Origin of the sequence: Clostridium sp. (assembly GCF_051654825.1) — a bacterium.
GTDB lineage: Bacteria > Bacillota > Clostridia > Clostridiales > Clostridiaceae > Clostridium.
Map to the genome: position 1 here is coordinate 23,271 of NZ_JBOFYU010000238.1, position 25,133 is coordinate 48,403.

Genomic DNA, 25,133 nt, shown 5'->3' on the forward strand with positions numbered 1-25,133 from the left:
TAGTTTTTATTTATATTTTACCATTTATTCAATTTATTTACAATTTCATGTATTTTTTTTATTTATCTCTTCTATTTGGAAATATATTCACCAATAGTAATTAATAATACAAATAATTTTTCATTAGATAGTAATTTTAAGCTTATTTATAGGCAAAATATAAATGAGTTAATTTTAAGGGTGGTGTTTAAAATGAATAACAATGCAAAAGATAATTTAATACAAGCATTAGAAGAATTATGTGCTTGTGAAGAACACTTAAATATAGCCTATATTCATGCTGAAGATGAATCAAACAAAGAAGAAATCCATATAGCTTTAAAAGCAATGGGAAATGCTTTAAATTCAGCACAAACAACATTAGAAAATTATAAGGATTAGGAGGAAATTTAAATGGGACATAAACCTAATGCAAAATGTGAATTAAACCAAGCATTATCGGATGCTATACACGCCCAAGAATTATTAAATAAAGCTTTAAAGTCTGTAGAAAGAAATGAAAATAAACAATTGGTTCAAGATACATTATCTACTGTTAATAATGCTGTAGATATTACTAGAACTTCTGCTTACGGCTTTAAAGATTAATAATTTTACACAATAAAAAAAGACTGTAGTAAAACTACAGTCTTTAAATCAACAAAAACTATCTTCTGTTGTTTTGTGCTTTTCTAGCTCTTCTACAATCGATACATCTTACTGGCTCGTTGTCGAATCCTTTTTCTTTGTAGAACTCTTGCTCACCAACTGTGAATATGAATTCTTTTCCGCAATCTTTACATAATATCTTCTTATCTTCCATTTTAAATCCTCCATCTTAAAGACTAATATAGTACTCACCAATCTCTATAATGGAGAATGCCAATTTCTATTAAATCTTTAAACAATATTTTCGTGTCTAATGACTACTAATTAATAATATCATATATTACTTTAAAATACTACTATTTTTTATTATATATAATATATTTTTTATTTTAATATTATATATAATAAAAAAGTCATGAAGTTAAACTTCATGACTTAATCAACAAAAACTATCTTCTGTTGTTTTGTGCTTTTCTAGCTCTTCTGCAATCCATGCATCTTACTGGTTCGTTATCGAATCCTTTTTCTTTGTAGAATTCTTGTTCTCCAACTGTGAATACGAATTCAGCTCCGCAATCTTTACAAACGATTTTCTTATCTTCCATTTTAAATCCTCCATTTCAAAGAGTAACATCAGTAACCAATCTCTTTTAATGGAGATTAATTTTGAACTTATGTATCTTTAAAAAAATTTTTTGTAACTTTTTGTTACTTTACTCATAATAACATAGATATTATATAAAAACAAGTTTTTTATGTAATATTTAAAGATAATTTAATATTAGATATTACTTTATTAATTAAGCACTCACTATATACTTAAATCTTATTAAATAATACTTTAAAGCACTTGCTAAGAAAAAATACCGGTAGCAAAACTACCGGCAAAGAAACCTACGTAACCCTTTCGAGTTATTAATATTATTATCCTTATCTAAGGTTTTTATTCATTAATTTTATAATTTATTTACTTTCTTTTAACATTTCTGCAATAGCTGCTATACTTCCAAGAGATGATAAAGTTTCATTTGGTAATATAAGCTTATTTGCTGGACTGTTAGCCATTTCTTTTAAAGCTTCAACTTGCTTTAATGCAATAACTGTTTCATTAGTTCCTGATTGGATAATAGCTTCATTAACTTTTCTTATAGCTTCTGCCTCTGCTTCTGCTATTGCCGCTATTGCTCTAGCCTTACCTTCTGCTTCTAATAATTGAGATTCTTTTAAACCTTCTGCTCTTCTTATATTAGCTTCCTTTTCTGCTTCTGCAGATAAAATCTTACTTTGTTTTTCCCCTTGAGCCTTTTCTATTTGAGAAGTTTTTAATCCTTCTGCTTGTAATATCATTGCTCTCTTATCTCTTTCAGCCTTCATTTGCTTTTCCATAGCTTCTTGAATTTCAGCTGGTGGAACTATATTTTTAATTTCAACTGAAAGTATTTTAATACCATAAGCATCTGTAACTTCATCAATAATACTTAAAAGGTCTTGATTTATTTTATCTCTTCCTGATAATACTTCATCTAATGACATATTACCTATTAAATTTCTCATATTAGTAGTAGCTGAATATACTATACCTGATCTGTAATCTTCAATATTATAAACTGCATCCTTTGCATTTAAAAGCTTATAGAATATTACGTTATCAACTGAAATTTTAACATTATCTTTAGTAATAACTGATTGTGGTGGTACATCTAGTATTTGTTGCTTTGTTGAAATTTTCTTTCTAACAAAATCAACAAAAGGAATTAAGAAATGCCATCCTGGCTCTAATGTTCTATGATATTGCCCAAATCTTTCCACTACATATAAGTATCCTGTATTTACTATTTTGATTGATGATAGAATTGTAAATATAACAAATAATAAAATTACAATTCCAATAATGAATCCTGCCATATTAAATATCCTCCTCTTTTTTTACAACTAATTTATTTCCTTCTATACCTGTAATTATAAAATTACTTCCTCTTTTTATAGTTTTACCATTATTTTGTATTGCCCAATATATTCCGTCAACTTTTATTCTTGCCTTATTTTCTATGTCTTCTTCTGCCTTAATAACTCTTCCTATATAAGTTTCTTCCATTAAAGGAGTCCTTTTTATTGAAGTTTTAAACTTCTTCATTGCCCATGGATAGCAAATAGCAATTGTTATTATACTTACAACTAAGAAAATTAAAATTTGCACCGTAGTTGTTACCCCAAATAAAGCGCCTATCATAGCTGCTAAAGCTCCAACTGCAAACCAGCAAAATAGAAAACTACTAGTTGCAATATCTATTCCAACTGCAAATACAGCTACAATAATCCAAGTAATAACTGAAAGCATTCTCTATACCCCCTTTCTAAATTGATAAACCATCTTATATGTTTTCTTTATCTTTAAACTTATTATACACTACCTTTTACATTATTACAATATTATTTTTATCTTTTTATAAGTTTTTTTATAACCTTTATAAAAGTTTTTTATATCATTAATATATGTTTTTTCCTATTATTAATATTTAATATTATTATTAGATCACTCCATAAGTCCATTTTAAACTTTCACTTATTGATTTTCTATAGTTTTCCTTTTATTATTTACTTATGTGTATTTTATTAAGTTTAAAGATTAATACTATTAAGTAGTAGAATAAAATTACAAACTAAAGAATGGAGTGAAAATTATGGACTTTATAAAAGTTGCTGCTGCATGTCCTATTACACGTGTAGCTGATATAGAGTATAACTTAGATTCTATAAACAAATGTATAGATGAAGCTGTATTAGCTGGTGCAAAATCAATTGTTTTTCCTGAACTTTGCATAACATCTTATACTTGTGGAGATTTATTTTTACAATCTAAATTATTAAACAAAGCTATAGATTCAATAGAAAAGTTAACAATTAAAAGTAAAGATTTAGATATTTTAATATCTGTAGGTGCACCCCTTATATTTAATAATATTCTTTATAACTGTGCATATGTGATTTTTAAAGGAAAAATCTTAGGAATAGTTCCTAAATCATATATTCCTAACTACAGTGAATTTTATGAAAAACGTTGGTTTAGCGAAGGCTTAGGACTTATTGATAAGAAAGTATGCTTACCATTTCAAGAAGATATTCCATTTGGAACTAATTTAATATTCACTTGCAGAGACTTTAAATTTGCATTTGAAATATGTGAGGACCTTTGGGTAACTATTCCACCAAGTTCAAATCTTTCATTATTAGGTGCTAATATTATTGGTAATCTTTCTGCTTCTAATGAATTAGTAAGTAAGGCTGATTATAGAAGAAGTTTAGTATCAAACCAAAGTGCTAGATGTATGTCTTCTTATATATATTCTTCTGCTGGAGTTCATGAATCAACTACTGATTTATTATTTAGTGGTCATCTTTTAATTTCAGAAAATGGATCTATCCTAAAGGAAAATGAAAGATTCCAAAGAGATAACCAAGTTATTTATTCATGTATAGATGTATTTAAACTAAATAGTGAAAGACTTAAAAATATTAGTTTTAGAAACGCTCAAAATACAGTTCCTTTCCAAGGTAAATATATTAACTTTAAATTCGATAATATAGAAATTAAAGAATTTGATAGATTTATAGATAAACATCCATTTGTTCCATCAAATGAAAAAGAAAGAGAAGAAAGATGTAAGGAAATATTTAATATCCAAGCAGCTGCACTTGCTAAAAGATTAGAACATACTGGATTAAAAAAGGCTGTAATAGGAATCTCAGGAGGTCTTGATTCTACCCTAGCACTTTTAGTAGTAGTTAAAACATTTAAGTTATTAAATATTGATAATAAAAACATTGTAACTATTACTATGCCTGGCTTTGGTACTACAGATAGAACTTATAACAATGCATTAGTTCTTTGTAGGGAACTTGGCTGTGATTTAAGAGAAATAAATATAGTTAAGGCTGCACTTCAACATTTTGAAGACATAGGACATGATGCAGATATTCATGATGTAACTTATGAAAATGTTCAAGCAAGAGAAAGAACTCAAATATTAATGGATTTAGCTAATAAGGAAGGTGGATTATTAATAGGTACAGGTGATTTATCTGAACTTGCACTTGGTTGGTGTACTTATAACGGTGACCATATGAGCATGTATTCAGTTAACCCATCTATTCCTAAAACACTAGTTAGATACTTAGTAAGATATGTTGCTGAAAAAGAATCTAATAAAGATGTATCTGAAACATTATTAGATATATTAGATACACCTGTTAGTCCTGAATTACTTCCAAAAAGTGATAAAGGTGAAATAGTTCAAAAAACAGAAGATATTGTGGGACCTTATGAATTACACGACTTCTTCTTATATCACTTTATTAAAAATGGATCTTCTAAAGAAAGAATTGAAATGTTAGCACAGCATGCTTTTAAAGATAATTATAGTACTGAAGAAATAAATAAATGGCTAGATAAATTTATCTATAGATTCTTTACACAACAATTTAAAAGAAGTGCTCTTCCTGACGGACCAAAAGTTGGTAGCATATCTCTTAGCCCTAGAGGTGATTGGAGAATGCCATCTGATTCATCTTTTAATTCTTTTAAATAATAAAATAACAAAAATACCACAGAATATTTGGAGATAATATTCTGTGGTATTTTATATATGTATTAAAGATTAAATGCATCTAACTTCCTTAAGCTTTTCTTCTACCATTTTAACTAGCTTTATCTTATCTTCTTCATTATTTACAACATCCATAGTATCCATATCAACTATTAATACTTCTGATGCTTTATAATAATTGTTTACCCATGCGTCATAGTCTTTCCATAAGAAGTGATAGTATTCTTTTAAGTTATCATCTATTTCAAACTCTCTACCTCTTAAAGCAATTCTGCTTAAAACTGTGTCAAATGATCCTTTTAAATATACCATTACATCTGGTGCCTTCTTTGGTAATTCTTCTAACTCTTCTAGCATGTTATTTAAAAGATCTTCATAAATCTTCATCTCTAAATCATTTATTCTTCCAAGTTCCATATTCTTTTTAGCAAAATACCAATCTTCATAAATTGATCTATCTAAAACATTATTATTATTTACTAATGCTTCTTTAATACTTTTAAATCTAGTATTTAAAAAATACAGTTGTAATAAGAAAGGGTATCTCTTTTTTTGAATTTCCTCTTCTGTTTCACTATAAAATAAAGGTAATATTGGATTATCATCTACACTTTCATAAAACACATCTGAACTAAAGTGTTCTCCTAATATTTCAGCTACTGAGCTTTTACCTAGACCTATCATACCACCAACAACTATCAACATGCGTCACCTATCCTTTGTTTTTTGTCTTTTTCTATATTACAAAAAATATTGGTCACTTTCAAGTCTTTAATAAAATTTTTTTAATACCATATGTTGTATGAATTACAAATAAAATTCTATATATAGTATAACTACCTAATATCTAAATGTCATTTAAATCTAAAGATATATTAATTTTTTTATTTTTAGGCTCTAATTGTGTTAATTTGACATTAGAAGCTTTAAACATTCTCTTAGATGCCTTAACTATATCTGTATTAGAATATTTATCTGATAAATAAATAACTTCTTTTATCCCTGATTGAATTATAGCCTTTGCACATTCATTACATGGAAATAAGGCAACATATATTTTAGAATTAGTTAAATTAGCTCCTCTACAATTTAATATTGCATTTAATTCAGCATGAACTACATATGGATATTTTGTATCTAATAAGTCACCTTCTCTTTCCCAAGGAAATTCATCATCTGAACATCCAACTGGTAATCCATTATACCCTTGACTTAATATTTTATTGTTTACATCAACTATACAAGCTCCAACTTGTGTTTTAGGATCCTTGCTCCTCATTCCGGCTAAAACTGCTACACTCATAAAATATTCATCCCAAGATAAATATCTTTCTCTTTTGCTCATATTTGCCTCCTACATATATATCTATATATAATTTATATTATTTTATCTTTATAATTTCATTTAAGAACAAAAAGGCTAAAAAATCAAGATTAACCTCTTAATTTTCTAGCCTAATATACTCTTATGTTATAAAAGTTCAGCTCTTAGTTCTTCTGCACTCTTTGGTGAAAGATATGAATATGGTATATCTAAAACTGTAGTTGAACCTGTTTTTCCTTCATTAGCTAATCTATAAATAGCTCTTGCATATGCTACTAAAACACTTGAAGTGAATTCCGGATTACTTCCTAATGCTAAAGAAAACTCTATTTTTTGATTAGTTCCTTCTCCTGTAACACCAGTTCTAATAACAAATCCTCCATGTGGCATTCCTGAATGCTTTTCTCTTAACTCTTCTTCTGTTATAAAATTAACTGTAGTATCATAATCTGAGAAATAATTAGGCATTCCTTTTATTTCATTTTCTATTTTACTTAAGCTAGCTCCCTCTTCTGCAACTACATAACACACTCTTTCATGTTTTTCTCTTGTAGTTAATTCTGGATTTTCACCTGATCTAACTCTATCTAAAGCTTCATCAACTGGAATTGTATATTGAATCCCGTTTTTAACACCTTCAATTCTTCTTATTGCATCAGAATGACCTTGACTTACTCCTTTTCCCCAAAAAGTATAGTCTGTTCCATTAGGTAAAGCTACTTGTCCCATTAAACGGTTTAATGAAAATAATCCTGGATCCCATCCCACTGATATAATGCTTAACTTTCCTGCTTCCTTTGATATTTTATCCATAGTTGCAAAATACTCTGGAATTTTTGCATGAGTATCAAAGCTATCTACAGTATTAAACATACTTGCTATCTCTGGCCCCTGAACCATTAAATCAGTTGCTGATCCACCACATAATATCATAACATCTATTTTATCTTTATACTCTTTTATATTTTCTATTTTTTCTACCTTAGCCCCAAATGTCTTTACTGAATTAACGTCTCTTCTAGTGAATACTGCTTCTAAATGAAAATCTGGATTTTGATTTATAGATTGTTCTACTCCTCTTCCTAAATTTCCATATCCAACAATTCCTAATCTTATCTTGTTGATCATAATTTTACCTCCAATGTTTTATTTTTGCTTATTGCTAATTGATAATTTATATCAATAATGTTACCATAAAAAGTATTATTTGTGAATATTTAATTTTATTTTTTCAGTTAATTATTTCACTTTTTTTAGCTAAAATTAACTTTATAATATCATTAACTTCCTCTTCTACATCACTATAACTTAAATACACTTGTATTTTTACAATTCTAGACTCATTATCTACTTCTTCTACTAGCCCATATAGCTTTTTATTCGAATCCATTAAATTCTTTAAAATATAGTTTTCCCTTCTTGGTATATATCCTATATGCCATCCTGTTTTTGATACTACCGCTATAGCATTTCTATCATATTGATTATCTCTTTCCCTTTTTAAGTACACTACTGATTCTCTTTCTAGCTTTAAATTTGATTTTGCTATTGCTCCATAGTCAAGTCCTGAAATCATAGTCCTTGTTAAGTAAACATCTTTTATATGTGGAATAACTTTTAGCTTACTTATATCCTCATGTATAATATCATTAGACCCTATACTTTCACTTATTAGCTTTAATAACATAATAGAAAAATTCTTATCCCATTCTTCATCTGCTATTTCCTTTACCTTAGAAACCTGCACCTTATCTAAATCATCTCTAAACATTCTAAGATTTTTTAAAGCCTTTCTCTTAGTTTTTCTATTCCTTGATGTTAAAGCCTTAATATTAAAATCTAAATATCTTATAGTTAAATTATTCATATAACTAATTAATATTTCTAGACATCTATCTTCCTTGTACTCTTCATAACCATTAACTTCTATTTCTTCTTTGCTAAATAAATTTTTGTTATTAATAAATATTTTTTCTACAAAATCTATTAACTTTATTTTATCTTCATCTAATAATTTTACCATTATATATTTATAAGCATATTCATCAAAAACATCTCTTCCTAATAATATAGACATATCATCATAATCTAAATTAGATTTTAGCAATAATCCAACACTCATTAATTTTTCTGATGATATCTTCCCAGCCTCTATTTCATTTTTTAAAACCTCTATCCACTTATCATTTTTTAATACTTCTTCTATTCCTTCTACTATTGTTGTAGTTTCTTTTATAACATCATTATATACCTCTATACTTTCTAGTATAGAATCCTTATTATAATCTTCTATAGATATTAATACTGCCACTAAAGAATATAACTGATTAAATGTTTTCCCATATTTTTTAAATTCATGAACATATTCATAAAACAAATCATAGTTATACCACTTTGAAAAATAATCATTTCCTCTATATAATCTAATAATTATTTTTGATAAAACATTAAACTTTTTTGAATCTCTTCTAGTGTTTTGTATATACCAAGATATATCTACCTTATTAAAAATTAATGTTGCTAACTCATCCTCCATAAAGTTATTATCGCTACCCTTTTCTATTATCCAATTTCTGATTGAATCAGAAATAACTTCTAGTTTTGAAATTGCAATAATCCTACCATACCCCTTTGCAATCTTAGCTAAATTAAATGTAAATGTATTACTCCCCTTAAATTCCTTCATTGCTTCAATACAAAAAAATGAATAGTCATTATGAATAGAAAATGTTTTAAAAACTTCAACGGCCTCTTCTTCATTACTTAATCTTAATAAGCTTAAACCTAGTTTTATTTCCCCTGCACTATTGCTTTTAGTAGCAAATACTATCCCATTTTTATATACATCTTGAATTAATATTATTTCCTCACTTATTGCTACCTTTAGTTTTTCAATAAATGCATAGTATATATCAGCCATTTCATAATTATTTAAAAAGAATTCTATATTATTTCTATTTACCTCATTATTATCCTGAAAATATTCATATACAAGGCCCAATAAAGTGGTGGCTGGAATTAATTGCTCTGAAAAAGAATACCTTTTACTTAAGCATATATTAACAGCCTCATACTTTCCTGAATATTTAATATTTTGCCTCCCATAGCTTTTATATCCATTAACCTGTAAGTAGCTTTTTAACTCATCATATAAATATTTTTCACCATCTTTTCGCACCCTATATCCCCCCATACCTAAAGTCTTATAAATCTCACTACTTATCACACTTATATTAATTTTATATTCAAATAACCCTTTTTAAATTACTAAAAAGAAAAACTCCTTACAACCAAGTAAGGAGTAATTATCAATATTTTACCATTTATAAGTTTTTTCTTCAATTTATATATCTATCCTAAGACAGATTTTAAAAAATCTGAAATTGCATTTTTATATTTAATTGGATCTTTATAATATGCTCCTACATGTCTTCCTTCTGGAATTAATAAAAGCATATCCTTTTCTCCATTTTTTGCATTAAACATATCCTCACTCATATAATGTGGAACTAATTCATCTCCTGTTCCATGTATAAAAAGCACAGGAGTTTTACTATTTTTTATATCATCTAACGGAGATATTTTATCCATATCAAATTCACATACTTTTTTAAGATGTCTATTTAATATTTGATATACTGGGAAAAATGGAACCTTTTTTTCTTTAAATTGCTCTCTCACTATTTCTTTTCCCTTTGAATAAGCACAATCTGAAATAATAAAATCTACCTTATCACCATATTTACCACCATACATAAGTACAGTAGCTCCACCCATAGATTGACCATGTAGCCCTATTACTCCATCCTTACCTACTTTTTCCCTAATTAAATTTACCCATATATCTAAATCTTCTCTTTCCCATTCCCCATAGGTAATATATTTCCCTTCACTTTCACCATGGCTTCTCATATCCACTAAAAGCACATTAAAACCTTCATCAAAAAATATCTTTGCAAACTGCAAGCAAACATAGTGATTAGCTGTATATCCATGATGTATTATCATTACCTTATTTGTATTACCATTAGGAGTATAATAATATCCCTTAAGAGTAAAGCCTTCCTTGCTTTTAACCTTTATTTCTTCATACTCCATGTTTTCATAATCCTTATAATCACTACCAAATCTTTTAAGCATTACTTCTATCATTTCATCTTTTGACTTTCTAGTATCCATTATTGCTGCATTAAATGCCTTATTACGTACATAAACTAAAAAGCATAGTAAAAGTACTATGACTATTAACAAAACTACTGCTATTTCCACAATTATCACCTCTTAATTTAAACTGTCCCTTTATATTTAATAATTATATATTAATCTATTTATTATCTCTATTAAAAATTTATAAAAAAATAGAGAGAAAGTTATATACTTAACTTTCTCTCTATTTTTCTATCGCTTTTGATCTAAATATTGACTTGCACTTAATGCTGCTATATTTCCTTCTCCTGCAGATTTAATATATTGATAAGGCTTACCTACACAATCTCCTGCTGCAAAACATCCCGGAATATTAGTCCTCATTAACCTATCTACATCAATATGATTTTCTTCAATTTTTAAGCCTGGAACTAGCTGACCTGGAGAAATTGAATCCTTTAAAACAAATACTCCATCTGTTTCTAATTCTGAATCCTTTAAGATAATCTTATTAACCTTTAAATCTCCAACTATTTCTTCTGGCTTATCTTGAACTACTTCGATATTACTTCTTAGCTCATATTCACCCTTATACATAGGTATATAATAAACAAGACCTGCTAATTCACTTACAAAGTTAGCTTCTTCTTCTGCTTCTTTATTATAACCAACAATTGTTACTGTTTTGCCCTTATATAATGGTGCATCACAGGTTGCACAATAACCTACACCTCTTCCAAGATACTCTGCTTCTCCCTTTAAAGGTTTAGTATATTCCATACCTGTTGCTAATATAACTGTTTTTGCTTCATAAACTTTTTCATTAACCATTAATGAAAAATAATCTCCCATAGCATAAATATTATTTATTCTTTCTTCAGTAATGTCTATTTCCATAGAATCTAAATGAGCTTCAAATTTATCTTTTATATCTGCTCCTGTCATTCCAAAGAAACCTAAATAATTATTTACCTTTGGAGCCTTTATTAATTTATTAGTTAAATTTTTATTTCCAAATATAATAAACTTCTTATTTCTGATTTTTGCATTTAAAGCAGCTGAAAGTCCTGCTGGACCACTACCTACAATTGCAATATCATATCTTTCATCCACAATATCACCTTCTCCTAATTATAGGTGTTTAACTACTGCAGCTTTTAAAGCATCCTTAGGTTTAAATCCTACTAATATATCTACTGGAGCACCATTTTTAAATACCATTAAAGTTGGTATGCTTGATATTTGATACTTGTTTGCAAGTGTTGGATTTTGATCTACATCTACCTTTACAAATTTAGCATTTGTAACTTCGCTTGCTACTTCCTCTAATATTGGAGCTATCATTTTACAAGGCCCACACCAAGTTGCCCAAAAATCTACTAAAACTACTCCATTATAATTTAAAACTTCCTCATTAAAATTTACAGCTGATACATGTTGAACCATAATATTTCCTCCTATTTATACCCCTTAGGGGTATCATTTAATATACCTTATTTTACACCCATAACAATTCTTAGTCAATAGGTCATATTTATTATTTACCATAATATTTTTACCCTATTTCTTAAAAATTATTTCTTTAATTATATTAATTTAATTATTTACTAAATTTAAAAATTGAGCTTCATATAGTTCTTTATACAATCCATCTTTCCCTAGAAGTTCTGCGTGGCTTCCCTTTTCTTTTATTCCTTCATCAGTTAACACAACAATTTCATCTGCATTTTTTATCGTAGATAACCTATGTGCAACTATTATAGAAGTTCTTCCCTTGCAAAGCTCCTCTAGTGATTTTTGTATCATGTATTCTGTTGTATTATCTAATGCTGATGTAGCCTCATCTAATATTAATATTGGTGGATTCTTTAAAAACACCCTAGCTATAGAAATTCTTTGCTTTTGTCCACCTGATAACTTTACGCCTCTTTCTCCTATAAATGTTTCATATCCATTTGGAAGTTTAATAATAAACTCATGAATATTAGCCCTCTTAGCTGCTTTTATTACTTCTTCATCACTTGCATCTTGCTTACCATATAAAATATTTTCTTTTATTGTACCAGTAAATAGAAATACTTCTTGTTGAACCACCCCTATATTATTTCTTAATGATTTTATTGTATTATAGTATATGCTTTTGCCATCTATTGTGATATCACCATCAGTAACATCATAAAATCTTGGTATCAAATTACAAAAAGTAGTTTTTCCTCCACCAGATGGACCAACTAATGCTAATTTCTTTCCAGCTTCTATCTTTAGGGATATACCTTCTAATATATTTTTATCTTCATAACTAAAATGTATATCCTTAAATTCAATTTCACCTTTTACATCATTTATTTCTATTGAATCCTTATTTTCCTTTTCTAAATCTTCCTTCATTATATTCATGAATCTAGTAAACCCTGTCATACCATTTTGATATTGCTCCATAAATGATATAAGCTTTTTAATAGGTTGCGTAAACAATTTTATATATAATAAATATGCTAGAAAATCTCCAATATTAATAATTCCTTTAAAGGTAAATATCCCCCCTGCAATCAAGACTACATAATCTAATAAATCTACTCCAAAGTTTACCCCTGCAAAATATTCAGCCATTACCTTGTATGCTTTTCCTCTTGCCTTTTCAAACTTAATATTTCCCTTTTCAAATTTATTAATTTCATGATTATGAGATACAAAAGCCTTTGTTATTCTTATTCCTGATATAGAATTTTCAAGTGTTGAATTAACCTCTGATGTTTCTACTCTAGTCTGCATAAATGCATTCATCATTTTACTTCTTTTTTTCCAAGTAAATACTACTATTATAGGAACAAATAAAAATATTATTAATGTTAATGGTATGTTTATTGTACATAAAATAGTAAATGATCCAACTAACATCACTAAAGATATAAATAAGTCTTCTGGACCATGATGTGCAAGTTCTGATACATCCATTAAATCATTTATCATCCTACTCATTAAGTCACCAGTTTTATTATTATCAAAATATGTATTAGGTAACTTTTGAAGATGTAAAAACATATCTCTTCTCATATCACCTTGCATCTTTACTCCCATGACATGTCCATAATATTGCATAAAATAGCCACAAAAAGCCTTAACTATGTAAATAACTAATAATGCTATAGCAAATACAAAAAGCATTCTAATATTTTTATTCGGAATACTATCATTAACTATAGTTCTAGTCATCATTGGATAAATTAAATCACATGCTGCTGCAATAAAAGCCACTAACATATCTAAAATAAATATCTTTTTATATGGCTTGTAATACTGTATAAATTCCTTCATTCTTTCTTCCCCCTTTTAATTTATTTAATTGTAATACAATTGTTAAATTTTATCTACTATGGAAATTTACAAATTATTTATTAACATATTAACTAATTAATTATATATATAATATTAATGATTCTTTTTGTTAATAAATTAATTCGTTTTTGTTTTATTTAATATTTTATATGGGAGGTAGTTATATGTGGTTTAACAAATGTTCAGAAGAAATTCTTAAAGAAGTAAATAGTGATATTTTAAATGGATTATCTTCTGTTGAAGCAAAAGCTAGACTTGAAAAAAACGGTGAAAATAAATTAATTAGCAAGAAAAAAAAATCTCTTTTTCAGCTTTTTTTCTCTCAAATAAATAATGCTATGATTTATATTCTTTTAATAGCAGCAGTAATTTCAGGATTTATGAGTGAAATAAGTGATGCTATTATTATTTTAATAGTAATTTTAGTTAATGCTATTATTGGTGTTGTTCAAGAATCTAAGGCTGAAAAAGCTTTGGAAGCCTTAAAAAGTATGTCTACTCCAAAAGCTATTGTAAAAAGAGATGGAGTTATTAAAGAAATCCCCTCTGAAGAAGTAGTTATTGGTGACATAGTAATTATAGATGCAGGAAGATCTATACCAGCTGACTTAAGACTAATGGAAGCTGTTAACTTAAAAATAGAGGAATCTGCCTTTACAGGTGAATCCATGCCTGCTGAAAAAACTTCTGAGACTCTTTTCTCAAGTGAAGATATACCTATTGGTGACCAACATAACATGGCTTTTATGTCTACTTTAGCAACTTATGGACGAGGTGTTGGACTTGTTATTGGAACCGGTATGAATACTGAGATAGGTAAAATAGCATCAATGCTAGATTCCGAAGAAGAGGATACTACTCCATTACAAAAAAAACTAGCTCAATTAGGAAAGACCTTAGGTTTTGCAGCTGTCGGAATTTCAATATTAATGTTTATTATTTCTATGTTTCAAGGAAGAGACTTTTTAGCAATGTTTATGACCTCTATAAGCTTAGCTGTTGCTGCAATACCAGAAGGTTTACCTGCAATAGTTGCTATAGTATTAGCACTTGGTGTACAAAGAATGATAAAGGAAAATGCTATTATCAGAAAGCTTCCTGCTGTTGAAACCCTTGGATCTGTTAATGTAATATGCTCTGATAAAACAGGTACCCTCACTATTAATAAAATGACTGTAAAAAAATATTTATTAAATAACGAAATAAAACCTATAAGTGAAATTAATATAAATGAAGAAGCTTCTAAGCTATTAGTTTATGGAATGATTCTTTGTAATGATGCAACCTCTAATGATGAATGTGCTACTGGTGATCCAACTGAAGTTGCATTATTAGATGTAGGTAGAAATTTAAATATATTTAAGGATGACTTAAATTGTAGTAATGCAAGAGTAAATGAAATTCCCTTTGATTCTGATAGAAAGCTTATGACTACAGTAAATAAATATGAAGATAAACACTATTCCTTTACTAAAGGAGCCATAGATAATATTTTAAGGATATCTTCTAAGATATTATTAAATGGAGAAATTATAGATTTTACTAATGAACTTAAAACAAAAATATTAGATTCTTCAAATGCTATGTCTGATGATGCTCTTAGAGTTTTAGCTTTAGGATATAAACCTATTAATAAAATAGATAGATTAGAAGATGATTTAATATTTGTTGGTTTAATGGGAATGATTGATCCACCAAGAGAAGAAGTTAAAACCTCTATTGAAGTTAGTAAAAAAGCTGGGATTAAAACAGTTATGATTACTGGTGATCATAAAAATACAGCTGTAGCTATTGCAAAGGAATTAGGAATTGCCGAAAATATTTCCCAAGCAATGTCTGGAAATGAAATAGATAGTTATTCTGATAATGACTTTAATAAAATAGTAAGTAATTATAGAGTATTTGCAAGGGTATCTCCTGAGCATAAGGTTAAAATAGTTAAAGCTTTAAAATCTCATGGAAATGTAGTTTCTATGACTGGTGATGGTGTTAATGATGCTCCATCCCTTAAAGTTGCTGATATTGGAGTAGCTATGGGAATAACAGGTACAGATGTTGCAAAAGGTGCTGCTGACATGGTTTTAACTGACGATAACTTTACTACTATAGTAAAGGCTGTTGAAGAAGGACGAAATATATTTAGTAATATAAAAAAATCTATATTATTTTTATTAAGTTGTAACTTAGGTGAAGTTGTTGCCTTATTCGTAGCAATATTATTTAATTGGCAAGCTCCTCTACTTCCTATTCATATATTATGGGTAAACTTAATTACAGATAGTTTTCCAGCTTTATCCTTAGGTGTAGATCCTGGTGATTCTACTGAGATGGATAAGCCTCCTCGTAATCCTAAGGAAAGCTTATTCGCTGGAAGAATGGGCGTGCTTTTAATTATAAATGGTATTTTAATTGGTGTTACTACTTTATTTGCATTTATATTAGGTAACTATTTATATCCTGATTCACTAAGACATGCTCAAACTATGGCTTTTGTAGTTTTAAGTGTTTCACAACTATTCTTTTCATTAGCTATGAGAAGTGAAACAAAATCACTTTTTGAAGTTGGAATATTTAAAAACAAATGGCTTATTCTATCTATACTATTTGGAATATCAATACAATTTGCATTAATATCTATTCCTTTTACAGCTTCTATTTTCAAGGTTTATGCCTTAAGCCTTAAAGATTGGGGATTAGTTCTTGGCATTTCATTAATACCTTTTGTAGTAAATGAAATAGTTAAGATATTTTTCAGATTAAAAGATAATAATAAGTAAAATAATAATCCACCCTACTATTACTTTAGGGTGGATTTATTGTTATTCAAATATTAAACCTTCTTTTAATACTCCATTTTCCATAGAGTAAATTCTATCTGAAACATTTTTAGCAAAGGTCATATCATGAGTTATTATTAAAACGCTCATTCCTTCCTTAGCTAATTCTCTAATTAAATTAGCTACCTCACCAGTTAACCCTGGATCTAATGCTGATGTAGGCTCATCAAAGCATATCAGCTTAGGATTTAATGCTAACGCCCTTCCTATAGCAACTCTTTGCTTTTGACCTCCTGATAGCTCATACGGATAGCTTTCAAGCTTTTCAGATAAGCCTAAGTTATTTAATATTTCCTTTGCATTATTTATTGCTTCTTCCTTTGATTTTCCTAAAACTCTTTGTGGTGCTTCTATTAAATTTTCTAATACATTCATATGAGGGAATAAATTAAAGTTTTGAAAAACTAATCCTATATTTCTGCGTATTTTATTAAATTCATCTTTTCCTACATAGTTGCCATTAGTACATAAGGCTTCACCATCTATTTCAATAGTTCCTCCATCACAATGTTCTAATCCATTTATACATCTTAATAAAGTTGTTTTACCTCCACCTGATGGGCCTACAACTACTAAAACTTCACCTTTTTCAACATCTATATCTACACCTTTTAATACTTCCATATTTCCAAAGCTTTTTTTAATACCACTTACCTTAAGCATATCTATTCACCTCTTCCTCTATTGATAGTAATTATACTTATCTTCCATTTTTTCTAAACCTTTAGTTAATAATCCATTTAATATTAAATATACTATTGCTACAATTACAAACGGCATAATAGAAGATAATCTATTAGATGCTATTTTTGCTACCTTTAATAATTCATCTAATCCTACTACATATATTAATGCTGTATCCTTTACTAATGTAACTACTTCATTTGCAACTGGAGGAAAAACTCTTTTTAATGCTTGAGGCATTATTATTCTAAAGAACATATCCTTTTGAGATAACCCTAAAACTTCAGCTGCTTCAAATTGCCCCTTATCTATTGATGATATACCTGCTCTAAATATTTCTCCAAAATAAGCTCCATAATTTAATACCATAGCTAGTATTGCTGCTGGAAATCTAGGGATACTAAATCCTAGTAAAGGTAATCCAAAGAATATAAATAGTATTTGTAATAGTAAGGGAGTTCCTCTAAGTATTAAAACATAAAATCCTGTAATTGATTTTAAAATTTTTATTTTAGATAATCTTCCTAATGCAATTATTACGCCTAACGGAATAGATAGTACTAATGTCAATATAAATACTCCTAAGGTTACTTTAAGTCCTTCAAATATTTGTGGCATTAGACCTACTATATCATTTATTAATGTCATATTTACTCCCCCTACTACTTTTAAAATTACTTTACTATAATGTCTTCACCAAACCATTTAACAGATATCTTCTTTGCTGTGCCGTCTTCTATTACTTCTTTGAATGCTTTATCAAAAGCCTCAATTAACTCTGTATCTGTTTTTCTCATACCAACACCATAAGATTCCTTTCCAAAATCCTGGTCTAAGATCTTATATTTTTCTGCACCTCTTTGTTTTATATAATATTTAGCTAATATTTCATCTGCTACTATTGCATCTAGTCTTCCTGCTTCTAAATCCATAAATGCTTCATTATTAGTTTCAAAGGTTACAGTTTTTCCACCATCAAATGTAGATTCTATATCTCCATCAGCTTCAATTGCATCTACTGCACTTGATTGATTTTGAGCTCCTACAACTGCTCCCTTTAAATCATCTTTAGTGACTATCTTTGAGTTTGCTAAAGTTATAATAACTTGTCTATTATTTAAATATTCCTTTGAAAACTGTACAGCTTCTTTTCTTTTATCTGTTATTGAATATCCATTCCATATAAAATCAATATTCCCATTATTTAATTCAGTTTCTTTCATACTCCAATCTATTGGTTGGAAAACTATTTCCTTATTTAATTTTTCACCTACAGCCTTTGCAAGTTCAACATCAAATCCTGTTAACTCTCCATTTTCGTCCTTAAATCCCATAGGTACAAAAGTATCATCTAAACCTACTATAAGCTTGTCCTTTTCCATTGAATTTATTTCTGATGTTTTATTACCACAAGAAACTAATCCAAATACCATTCCCCCTAATAACGATACTGCTATTACCTTTTTCATCAATCCCTTTAATTTCATTTTTATTCCTCCTCATTATTCCGCTTTATCTATTTATTACTTTATCACAGTAAAGTAATAAAGTCAACTTTTTTTATCCTCTTTTATAAATATTACAATAAACAAGTTTAAGTAAAAGTGAATAATTAAGAATTAAACTTCTCCGAAGATTATAAATAAACTATATTTTACAAAACTCCCTAATGAGTTTTTACCGACACTATTACTTTTAAACTATTACTTCTTACCTTATAATATGAATTTTATTAATAATAGTTCAAAACATAGCTAAAAATATTAAGGGGAACCGCAAATGCAGTCCCCCTTAATATTATAATAACCTATATACTATAGTAATCTAGTTCCTTCTTCATCTTGAACTATTCTACCTGATTTCATTAATCCACCTAAAGCCATTTTAAAGTAGTTTTTACTTGCTTTAAATGTTTCTCTTATAGCTTCTGGATTAGATTTGTCATTAAACTCCATAAATCCACCATTAGCTTCCATATATTTAACTATCTTTTCTTGAAGTACTTCTCTTTCACTTAATCTTGTTTTTCTTGGAGTTAAACCAATTACTCCATCTTCATATAATCTTTTAACTCTTAATTGCATTTCTGTTCCTGGATGTGCTTCATCATAATACTCAGTTGGAAGAACTAATCCTTTGTACTTAGAATCTACAGCAACATTTAAAGTTCCTGCTGGAGTTCTTGAGTAAACTTGTGCTATTACTTCATCTCCAACCTTAAATTCCTTTTCTTCTTCTAAAGCATTTTCTAAATAATTTTCCACATCAGTTGTAGCAGCTAATCTTCCTGTTTTATCTAAATATATGTAGAATAAATATTTATTCCCTGTATGTAGTTTAAATCTTTGCTCTTTTATAGGAACAAAAATATCTCTATCTAGTCCAAATTCAATAAATGCACCAAATTGAGTTTGATTAACTACCTTTAAGTATGCAACATCTCCTACAACTGCTAAAGGCTTTTTAAATGTAGCAACAGGTCTATCTTGTGAATCTCTATACGCAAATACTGTAACTACATCTCCTTCTTTTACTTTGTTTCCTTCTAAAACTGATTTAGGTAATAATACCTCTTCTCTATCTTCATCTCCTAGATAGAAACCAAAATCCTTTTCTCTTTTAACTTTTAATTCGTTATATTCGCCTATTCTTATCATTTTTCCTCCTAATATTATAAGTAACTTTTACTTAAGTTTACATATGTATCTGCTGAAGCTTGAATTTTTTTAATTTCTTCATCTGTTAATTTCCTAGCTACCTTAGCTGGACTTCCTATTAAAAGAACACCTTCCTCAAATTCCTTTCCTTGAGGGATTAATGCTCCTGCTCCTATAATTGTATTCTTGGCAATTTTTGCATCATTTAATACAATTGCTCCCATACCAACTAAAACATTATCAGAAATTTTACATCCATGTATTATAGCACCATGACCTATAGTTACATTTTTCCCAATAACAGTTTCAGAATTAATATCAACATGAACTACTGAATTTTCTTGGATATTTGTGTTTTCTCCAATAGAAATTCTATTCATATCACCTCTTATTCTCGTTCCAAACCAAATATTGACGTTTTCATCAATATTAACTTCCCCTATTATATCAACACTTTCTGAAATATAGCAAGTTTTATGTATTTTAGGCTCTTTTCCATTAAAGCTCTTTATCATATTCTTTTCACCCTTTCTTTTTAAACTTATTTTATCATTCTCTAATATTATTGTCATTATTTATAGCACTTTAATACTATATATATAATGAGTATTAATTAAGGAGAGGCTTATTTTGGGAAAAAAGAAAAATAAAGAAGTAAAAGGCTTTGATGAAAAAACCTTAAGGTTTTATTATGGTATTCCACACTGTCACACAAGTTTTTCCACTGGCAAAGGAACTCCTTTAGAAGCCTATGAATACGGAAGAAAAGCAGGGTTAAACTTTATGTTTTTAACTGATCATAATTCCTTTTTAGGTAATAAGATATCCGTTAAAGATAGTTCATCTACTCGTTGGCAAGGCCTTCATTACTATGCTTCTAAAATGAATAAAAAATATGATGAATTTTTACCTTTAGTAGGATTTGAATGTAAAAGTATCTTTGGGGATTTTAATATAATTAATTCTTCTCTTTACTTTAATGGTACTATTAAAGATATTAAGGTACTTGCTCTTTGGATGCTTAATCATCCAAATGCATTTATTTCTATAAATCACCCTCATAAAAATATAAAAGCATTATCATATAATCCAATTTTAAATAAGCTTATTACTTCTGTTGAAGTTGGAAATGGAAATCCCGATGCTAAATATACAAGGCATGATAAGTATTACTATAACTTACTTGATGAAGGCTGGAAAATAGGAGCAATCAACGGTCAAGATAACCATAAGATTAACTTTGGAGATTCAGAAAATTTAACTGTTTATATTGGAAATGAACTTTCTAATAAAGCATTAACAGATGCTTTTAGAGCTCGTCGAACATATTCTACAGAATCTAGATTCTTAAAATTTTATTTTACTGTAAATGATAATTTTATGGGTGATGAAATAGACCTTTTAACTAATAAAATTAAATTTTCAATTTTCGCTGAAGATATTAGATATAGAATAAAAGAAATTAGCATTATTACTAATAAAGGAACTACTGTAAAAAACATCACTGATATAAATTTAAATCATATAAAATATCTTTATGAACATAAAATAGAATTAGGTGAAAGCTGGTATATAATAAAAGTGGTCCAAGAAGGAAATAGAATTGCCTTTAGTTCACCTATATTTATCAATACTGTAAGTGAAACAACAAGCGAATTAAATTAAAAAAGAGTTGCATTTTTTGCAACTCTTTTATTTATAAATTTTAATTATTTATCTTTATTTTGTAAATGCTTAACTCTATTTGGTTTAGCCTTAGGCTTAATTACAATTTTCTTTTCTTCCTTTTTAGGTCCACCAGTAGCTTGAATATCTAAGAACCATACAAAGAACCATACTATTACTAACGTAGCTACTATATTTACCCATGGATTAGTTATTTTCATGAAAAATTGTACTAAAAATATAGCTATTGAAATACCTAAAAGTATCCACTTATTAACTCTTACTTTTGAAAATACATATTTTCTACCTAATGTAAACATTAAGAAAACTGCAACAAACATTATTGCTAAGTATATTATTATAGATAATATATTCATATGTTACTCCTCCTTTTTACCTTCTAATAATATATTAAAAGAAAACCCTTATACTTTCAAGATATATATTTTAAATAATAAGTTTTTTATAACCTTTAAATAGGTTAGTACGCCCTTTTTGTATGTTTTTACCAAAATATTAATTATTCTTTTTTATTTTATTAAATTTATTTTTTTCACTTCTATTTTGGTTCAATATTTGATAAAATAGAAAAAGAAATTATAAATTCGATAATAAGAGGTGATTCTTATGGGTTTAAGTCAAACCTATCAATTAGACGAGCTTGATCTTCAAATACTAGATTTATTAATAAAAGATTGTAGAACGCCATATTTAGAAATAGCTAGAATATGTCACGTAAGTGGTGGTACTATACATGTTAGAATGAAAAAGATGGAGGAACTAGGAATTATAAAAGGAACAAGAATTCTTTTAAATCTTCCTAAACTAGGTTATGATGTTTGTTGTTTTGTTGGTATATATGTAGATACTACTTCATCATTCCCAAATGTATTTGATGAATTATCTAAAATTAAAGAAGTAGTAGAATTACATTTAACTACTGGAAATTATTCTATTTTTGCTAAAGTTATATGTAAAAACATTTCTGACCTTCAAGAAATACTTTTAAATAAAATTAATTCTATTCACGGTATTCAAAGAACAGATACATTTATTTCATTAGAACAACCAATAGATAGAAATATCACTATTTAATTAAATAGCATAAAAAACTCCTTTTTAGGTTAATATACTAATATATACCTATGGAAAGGAGTTTTTTTATGAAAATTTTAGACTCTATAGCACTTATATTAATAGTACTTGGCGCTGTAAATTGGGGACTTGTAGGATTTTTTGAGTTTAATTTAGTCGATACTATCTTTGGAACAATGAGTGCTTTTAGTAGAATAATCTATGCTGTTATAGGCGTAGCAGGGCTTTATTCATTATCATTTTTTGCAAAAGATAAATTTATGAATTCAAATTAAAAAAGAGCTACTTTTACGCAGCTCTTTTATTTAAAGTTTATTAATTATATCTAGTAGTTCTAAAGCAGCAGCTCTAGGTCCATTTTTTTCTTCACCCTTTACAGCTAAACAAGTTTTAATTTGACCTACCTTAACACCATCTTTAAACATAGCATCAAAGTATGTATCTATTAATACATCTGTTTCTTCTTGCTTTTGAGCAGGTCCAAATGGATTTGCAAAGTAACTTTCAACTAATCCTTTTTCTGAAGTAGTTCCCTTAGCCATTCTAGCTCCTGATTTAAATACTGGAATTGCTTCTTCAGGTGAGTTAAAGTACTCTATTGACTTTCCATCTCCAACTTTAGTGTAATTATTAGCATATAAGAATAAGTCAACCTTATGCCCTTTAATTATTTCCTTATATGGAGTAATAGGCATTACAAGCCTTGCATTTATTTTATCAGGATTCATAAATATACTTCTATCTATTTCCTTAAATGCATATCCTTGATCTAAGTCATCTAATCTTACAAATGCTCCTATTTCAGTTCCATATCCATATATATTCCCATCTATTTCTTTAAATGTTCCCATGTCATCAAAGATTATAGTCATATTACTTATATAATCTTCACTTAATGTTCTAAATGCTTCTAAGCTTTCTGACTTACCAGCACCACTGTCTCCCATTATAACAACATTTGCACATTTTCCATCCTTTAATTCTATGTTAACCATAGCTCCATGAATAGGTAAGAATCCTCTCTTAATCATAATTAAATTATGAAGTGTTAAAGTCATCTTCTTTATATATCCAAAGTAATCAATGGCATCTGAATGATTTACATATCCTAACATAATGTCATTTTTCTCATCATTGTAGAATACAGTTTTATGATCATCATCTTCATCTCTTGCACCAAATACATAAACTATATCTGGCTTTCTGCCTCTATATTCATCACTTCTTGCCATTTCAAATAAGTTACATAACGTAACTCCATGTTCCATAAAATCTCTATGGAAGTAAACAAAAGCTAATAATTCCCCAACTTTTGCTGGGTAACAGAACCAGTGATCTTTATTTAAAGATGAATACTTTAATGGATTTACATCTATTTCTTCAAACATACCACTTCTAGTATTTCTCTTTGGATAAGTTATAAATGGTGTTTCTAAAAGAATACTATCAATGAAATGTATATCTTCTAATAGCTCGTACCCCTTTGGAATTGGCCATAATACCTTGTTTATTAATATACAAGAGTTACCACCAGCAGGTAATTGTCTAAATACATTTGGCTTATATCCTACTATGTTCTTTTCAACTTTTCTATATAACTTCAATATAAGATCTGAGAACCCTGAATTAGCATCTATAAAGCTCATAGCAGCTAACCCTTGTTGAACCTTATCATTATGAATTACTGTATATCTTTCTAGTCTTCTCCAGAATAAATAGAAATCTTCTATAAATCCTATAAAGCTATCTTTATCTGAAAATAGTAAAGTATATGCTTCATTAGCCTCAACTATTTCATTAGCACTCATTACAGTACAATATTTTAGTATTTTTGATATATCTCTTCTTATTGAACATACATCATCACTTTTTAAAGATTTACTTAAGTACTTCCAACTTAAAGATACCTTCTTTTCTGAAAGTCTTAAATATGATTCAAGTACCCTTCTAAACCCATCACTTTCTAATAAAGTCTCAAAATTATTACAATATTTAGCTGTAAAGTTTATTAATATCTTATCATTACTCATGGAAAATTCTTTACGCATAAATCTGCCCCCTTTTTTGAATTTTATATTAAACAAAAATTTCATTTTTAATATATTTCTTTCTCTTTATCTAGATTATATCACACATTATGCAATTTTTAAAAGATGAAATTTTCATTTTTCACAAATTACTATTAAATTAAGAATAA

26 protein-coding genes are annotated in these 25,133 nt (G+C 28.0%); 7 read left to right on the plus strand and 19 right to left on the minus strand.

Translation table 11 applies throughout. From position 1 onward, the window contains the following. Nucleotides 1–192 precede the first annotated feature (192 nt). Nucleotides 193–381: a hypothetical protein gene (locus ACRDBA_RS14420; protein ID WP_438573627.1), complete on the plus strand. Its 189-nt coding sequence runs from the start codon at nt 193–195 to the stop codon at nt 379–381. Nucleotides 382–393: 12 nt separating this feature from the next. After that, the gene (locus ACRDBA_RS14425) at nt 394–588 is read left to right on the plus strand and encodes a hypothetical protein (protein WP_438573628.1); all 195 of its coding nucleotides are present in this window, start codon (nt 394–396) and stop codon (nt 586–588) included. A gap of 58 nt (nt 589–646) precedes the next feature. Here the strand turns inward: ACRDBA_RS14425 and ACRDBA_RS14430 are convergent, their stop codons facing one another. From ACRDBA_RS14430 to ACRDBA_RS14445, 4 genes are all read right to left on the minus strand, one after another. Next, nucleotides 647–802 (minus strand): zinc-ribbon domain-containing protein, encoded by a 156-nt coding sequence (locus ACRDBA_RS14430; RefSeq protein WP_438573629.1) that lies wholly within the window; start codon nt 800–802, stop codon nt 647–649. Nucleotides 803–1,037: 235 nt separating this feature from the next. Continuing rightward, complete coding sequence (locus tag ACRDBA_RS14435) at nt 1,038–1,193, minus strand: zinc-ribbon domain-containing protein (protein WP_438573630.1); 156 nt, start codon at nt 1,191–1,193, stop codon at nt 1,038–1,040. Between the two features lie 358 nt (nt 1,194–1,551). Next, nucleotides 1,552–2,493, minus strand: a complete 942-nt coding sequence (locus ACRDBA_RS14440; protein WP_438573631.1) for an SPFH domain-containing protein — start codon at nt 2,491–2,493, stop codon at nt 1,552–1,554. 1 nt (nt 2,494) lies between these two features. Next, a complete protein-coding gene (locus ACRDBA_RS14445) occupies nt 2,495–2,926 on the minus strand; it encodes an NfeD family protein (protein ID WP_438573632.1) in 432 nt (143 codons plus the stop codon). A 343-nt stretch (nt 2,927–3,269) separates the two neighbouring features. Between ACRDBA_RS14445 and ACRDBA_RS14450 the strand changes: the two genes are divergently transcribed. After that, nucleotides 3,270–5,174, plus strand: a complete 1,905-nt coding sequence (locus ACRDBA_RS14450) for an NAD(+) synthase (RefSeq protein ID WP_438573633.1) — start codon at nt 3,270–3,272, stop codon at nt 5,172–5,174. A gap of 69 nt (nt 5,175–5,243) precedes the next feature. Here ACRDBA_RS14450 and ACRDBA_RS14455 read toward each other — a convergent pair whose 3' ends face one another. The 8 genes from ACRDBA_RS14455 to ACRDBA_RS14490 all read right to left on the minus strand — a co-directional run bounded on the left by ACRDBA_RS14455 (nt 5,244) and on the right by ACRDBA_RS14490 (nt 13,977). Continuing rightward, a complete protein-coding gene (locus tag ACRDBA_RS14455) occupies nt 5,244–5,897 on the minus strand; it encodes a deoxynucleoside kinase (protein WP_438573634.1) in 654 nt (217 codons plus the stop codon). 142 nt (nt 5,898–6,039) lie between these two features. Then, a complete protein-coding gene (locus tag ACRDBA_RS14460) occupies nt 6,040–6,537 on the minus strand; it encodes a deoxycytidylate deaminase (protein WP_438573635.1) in 498 nt (165 codons plus the stop codon). 126 nt (nt 6,538–6,663) lie between these two features. Beyond that, on the minus strand, nt 6,664–7,644 hold the full coding sequence (locus ACRDBA_RS14465; protein WP_438573636.1) for a diaminopimelate dehydrogenase: 981 nt from the start codon (nt 7,642–7,644) through the stop codon (nt 6,664–6,666). Nucleotides 7,645–7,747: 103 nt separating this feature from the next. Then, a complete protein-coding gene (locus ACRDBA_RS14470; protein ID WP_438573637.1) occupies nt 7,748–9,694 on the minus strand; it encodes an HIRAN domain-containing protein in 1,947 nt (648 codons plus the stop codon). 173 nt (nt 9,695–9,867) lie between these two features. Next, a complete protein-coding gene (locus ACRDBA_RS14475; protein ID WP_438573638.1) occupies nt 9,868–10,785 on the minus strand; it encodes an alpha/beta hydrolase in 918 nt (305 codons plus the stop codon). A gap of 129 nt (nt 10,786–10,914) precedes the next feature. Continuing rightward, on the minus strand, nt 10,915–11,775 hold the full coding sequence (locus ACRDBA_RS14480; RefSeq protein WP_438573639.1) for an NAD(P)/FAD-dependent oxidoreductase: 861 nt from the start codon (nt 11,773–11,775) through the stop codon (nt 10,915–10,917). A gap of 18 nt (nt 11,776–11,793) precedes the next feature. Next, nucleotides 11,794–12,108, minus strand: coding sequence for a thioredoxin (trxA, locus tag ACRDBA_RS14485; protein ID WP_438573640.1), 315 nt, complete (start codon nt 12,106–12,108; stop codon nt 11,794–11,796). 150 nt (nt 12,109–12,258) lie between these two features. Beyond that, nucleotides 12,259–13,977, minus strand: coding sequence for an ABC transporter ATP-binding protein (locus tag ACRDBA_RS14490; protein WP_438573641.1), 1,719 nt, complete (start codon nt 13,975–13,977; stop codon nt 12,259–12,261). Nucleotides 13,978–14,162: 185 nt separating this feature from the next. On the opposite strand from ACRDBA_RS14490, the gene ACRDBA_RS14495 reads away from it, so the two are divergent. Then, a complete protein-coding gene (locus ACRDBA_RS14495) occupies nt 14,163–16,775 on the plus strand; it encodes a cation-translocating P-type ATPase (RefSeq protein ID WP_438573642.1) in 2,613 nt (870 codons plus the stop codon). 42 nt (nt 16,776–16,817) lie between these two features. On the opposite strand, the gene ACRDBA_RS14500 is transcribed toward ACRDBA_RS14495, so the two are convergent. The 5 genes from ACRDBA_RS14500 to ACRDBA_RS14520 all read right to left on the minus strand — a co-directional run bounded on the left by ACRDBA_RS14500 (nt 16,818) and on the right by ACRDBA_RS14520 (nt 20,691). Further along, nucleotides 16,818–17,498, minus strand: a complete 681-nt coding sequence (locus tag ACRDBA_RS14500) for an amino acid ABC transporter ATP-binding protein (RefSeq protein WP_438573643.1) — start codon at nt 17,496–17,498, stop codon at nt 16,818–16,820. Between the two features lie 18 nt (nt 17,499–17,516). Beyond that, nucleotides 17,517–18,158, minus strand: coding sequence for an amino acid ABC transporter permease (locus ACRDBA_RS14505; protein WP_438573668.1), 642 nt, complete (start codon nt 18,156–18,158; stop codon nt 17,517–17,519). Nucleotides 18,159–18,193: 35 nt separating this feature from the next. Further along, on the minus strand, nt 18,194–19,006 hold the full coding sequence (locus ACRDBA_RS14510; protein WP_438573644.1) for an amino acid ABC transporter substrate-binding protein: 813 nt from the start codon (nt 19,004–19,006) through the stop codon (nt 18,194–18,196). Nucleotides 19,007–19,333: 327 nt separating this feature from the next. Beyond that, complete coding sequence (locus ACRDBA_RS14515) at nt 19,334–20,176, minus strand: CvfB family protein (RefSeq protein ID WP_438573645.1); 843 nt, start codon at nt 20,174–20,176, stop codon at nt 19,334–19,336. A gap of 14 nt (nt 20,177–20,190) precedes the next feature. Next, entirely contained in the window at nt 20,191–20,691 is a 501-nt protein-coding gene (locus ACRDBA_RS14520; RefSeq protein ID WP_438573646.1) for a gamma carbonic anhydrase family protein, read from the minus strand. A gap of 115 nt (nt 20,692–20,806) precedes the next feature. Between ACRDBA_RS14520 and ACRDBA_RS14525 the strand changes: the two genes are divergently transcribed. Further along, a complete protein-coding gene (locus ACRDBA_RS14525) occupies nt 20,807–21,841 on the plus strand; it encodes a CehA/McbA family metallohydrolase (protein ID WP_438573647.1) in 1,035 nt (344 codons plus the stop codon). Nucleotides 21,842–21,885: 44 nt separating this feature from the next. Here ACRDBA_RS14525 and ACRDBA_RS14530 read toward each other — a convergent pair whose 3' ends face one another. Continuing rightward, nucleotides 21,886–22,218 (minus strand): hypothetical protein, encoded by a 333-nt coding sequence (locus ACRDBA_RS14530; RefSeq protein ID WP_438573648.1) that lies wholly within the window; start codon nt 22,216–22,218, stop codon nt 21,886–21,888. A 250-nt stretch (nt 22,219–22,468) separates the two neighbouring features. Between ACRDBA_RS14530 and ACRDBA_RS14535 the strand changes: the two genes are divergently transcribed. Beyond that, nucleotides 22,469–22,936, plus strand: coding sequence for an Lrp/AsnC ligand binding domain-containing protein (locus tag ACRDBA_RS14535; RefSeq protein WP_438573649.1), 468 nt, complete (start codon nt 22,469–22,471; stop codon nt 22,934–22,936). Nucleotides 22,937–23,004: 68 nt separating this feature from the next. Beyond that, the gene (locus ACRDBA_RS14540; RefSeq protein WP_438573650.1) at nt 23,005–23,211 is read left to right on the plus strand and encodes a DUF378 domain-containing protein; all 207 of its coding nucleotides are present in this window, start codon (nt 23,005–23,007) and stop codon (nt 23,209–23,211) included. 30 nt (nt 23,212–23,241) lie between these two features. Here ACRDBA_RS14540 and ACRDBA_RS14545 read toward each other — a convergent pair whose 3' ends face one another. Then, entirely contained in the window at nt 23,242–24,984 is a 1,743-nt protein-coding gene (locus tag ACRDBA_RS14545) for a phosphoenolpyruvate carboxykinase (protein ID WP_438573651.1), read from the minus strand. Between the last annotated feature and the right edge of the window lie 149 nt (nt 24,985–25,133).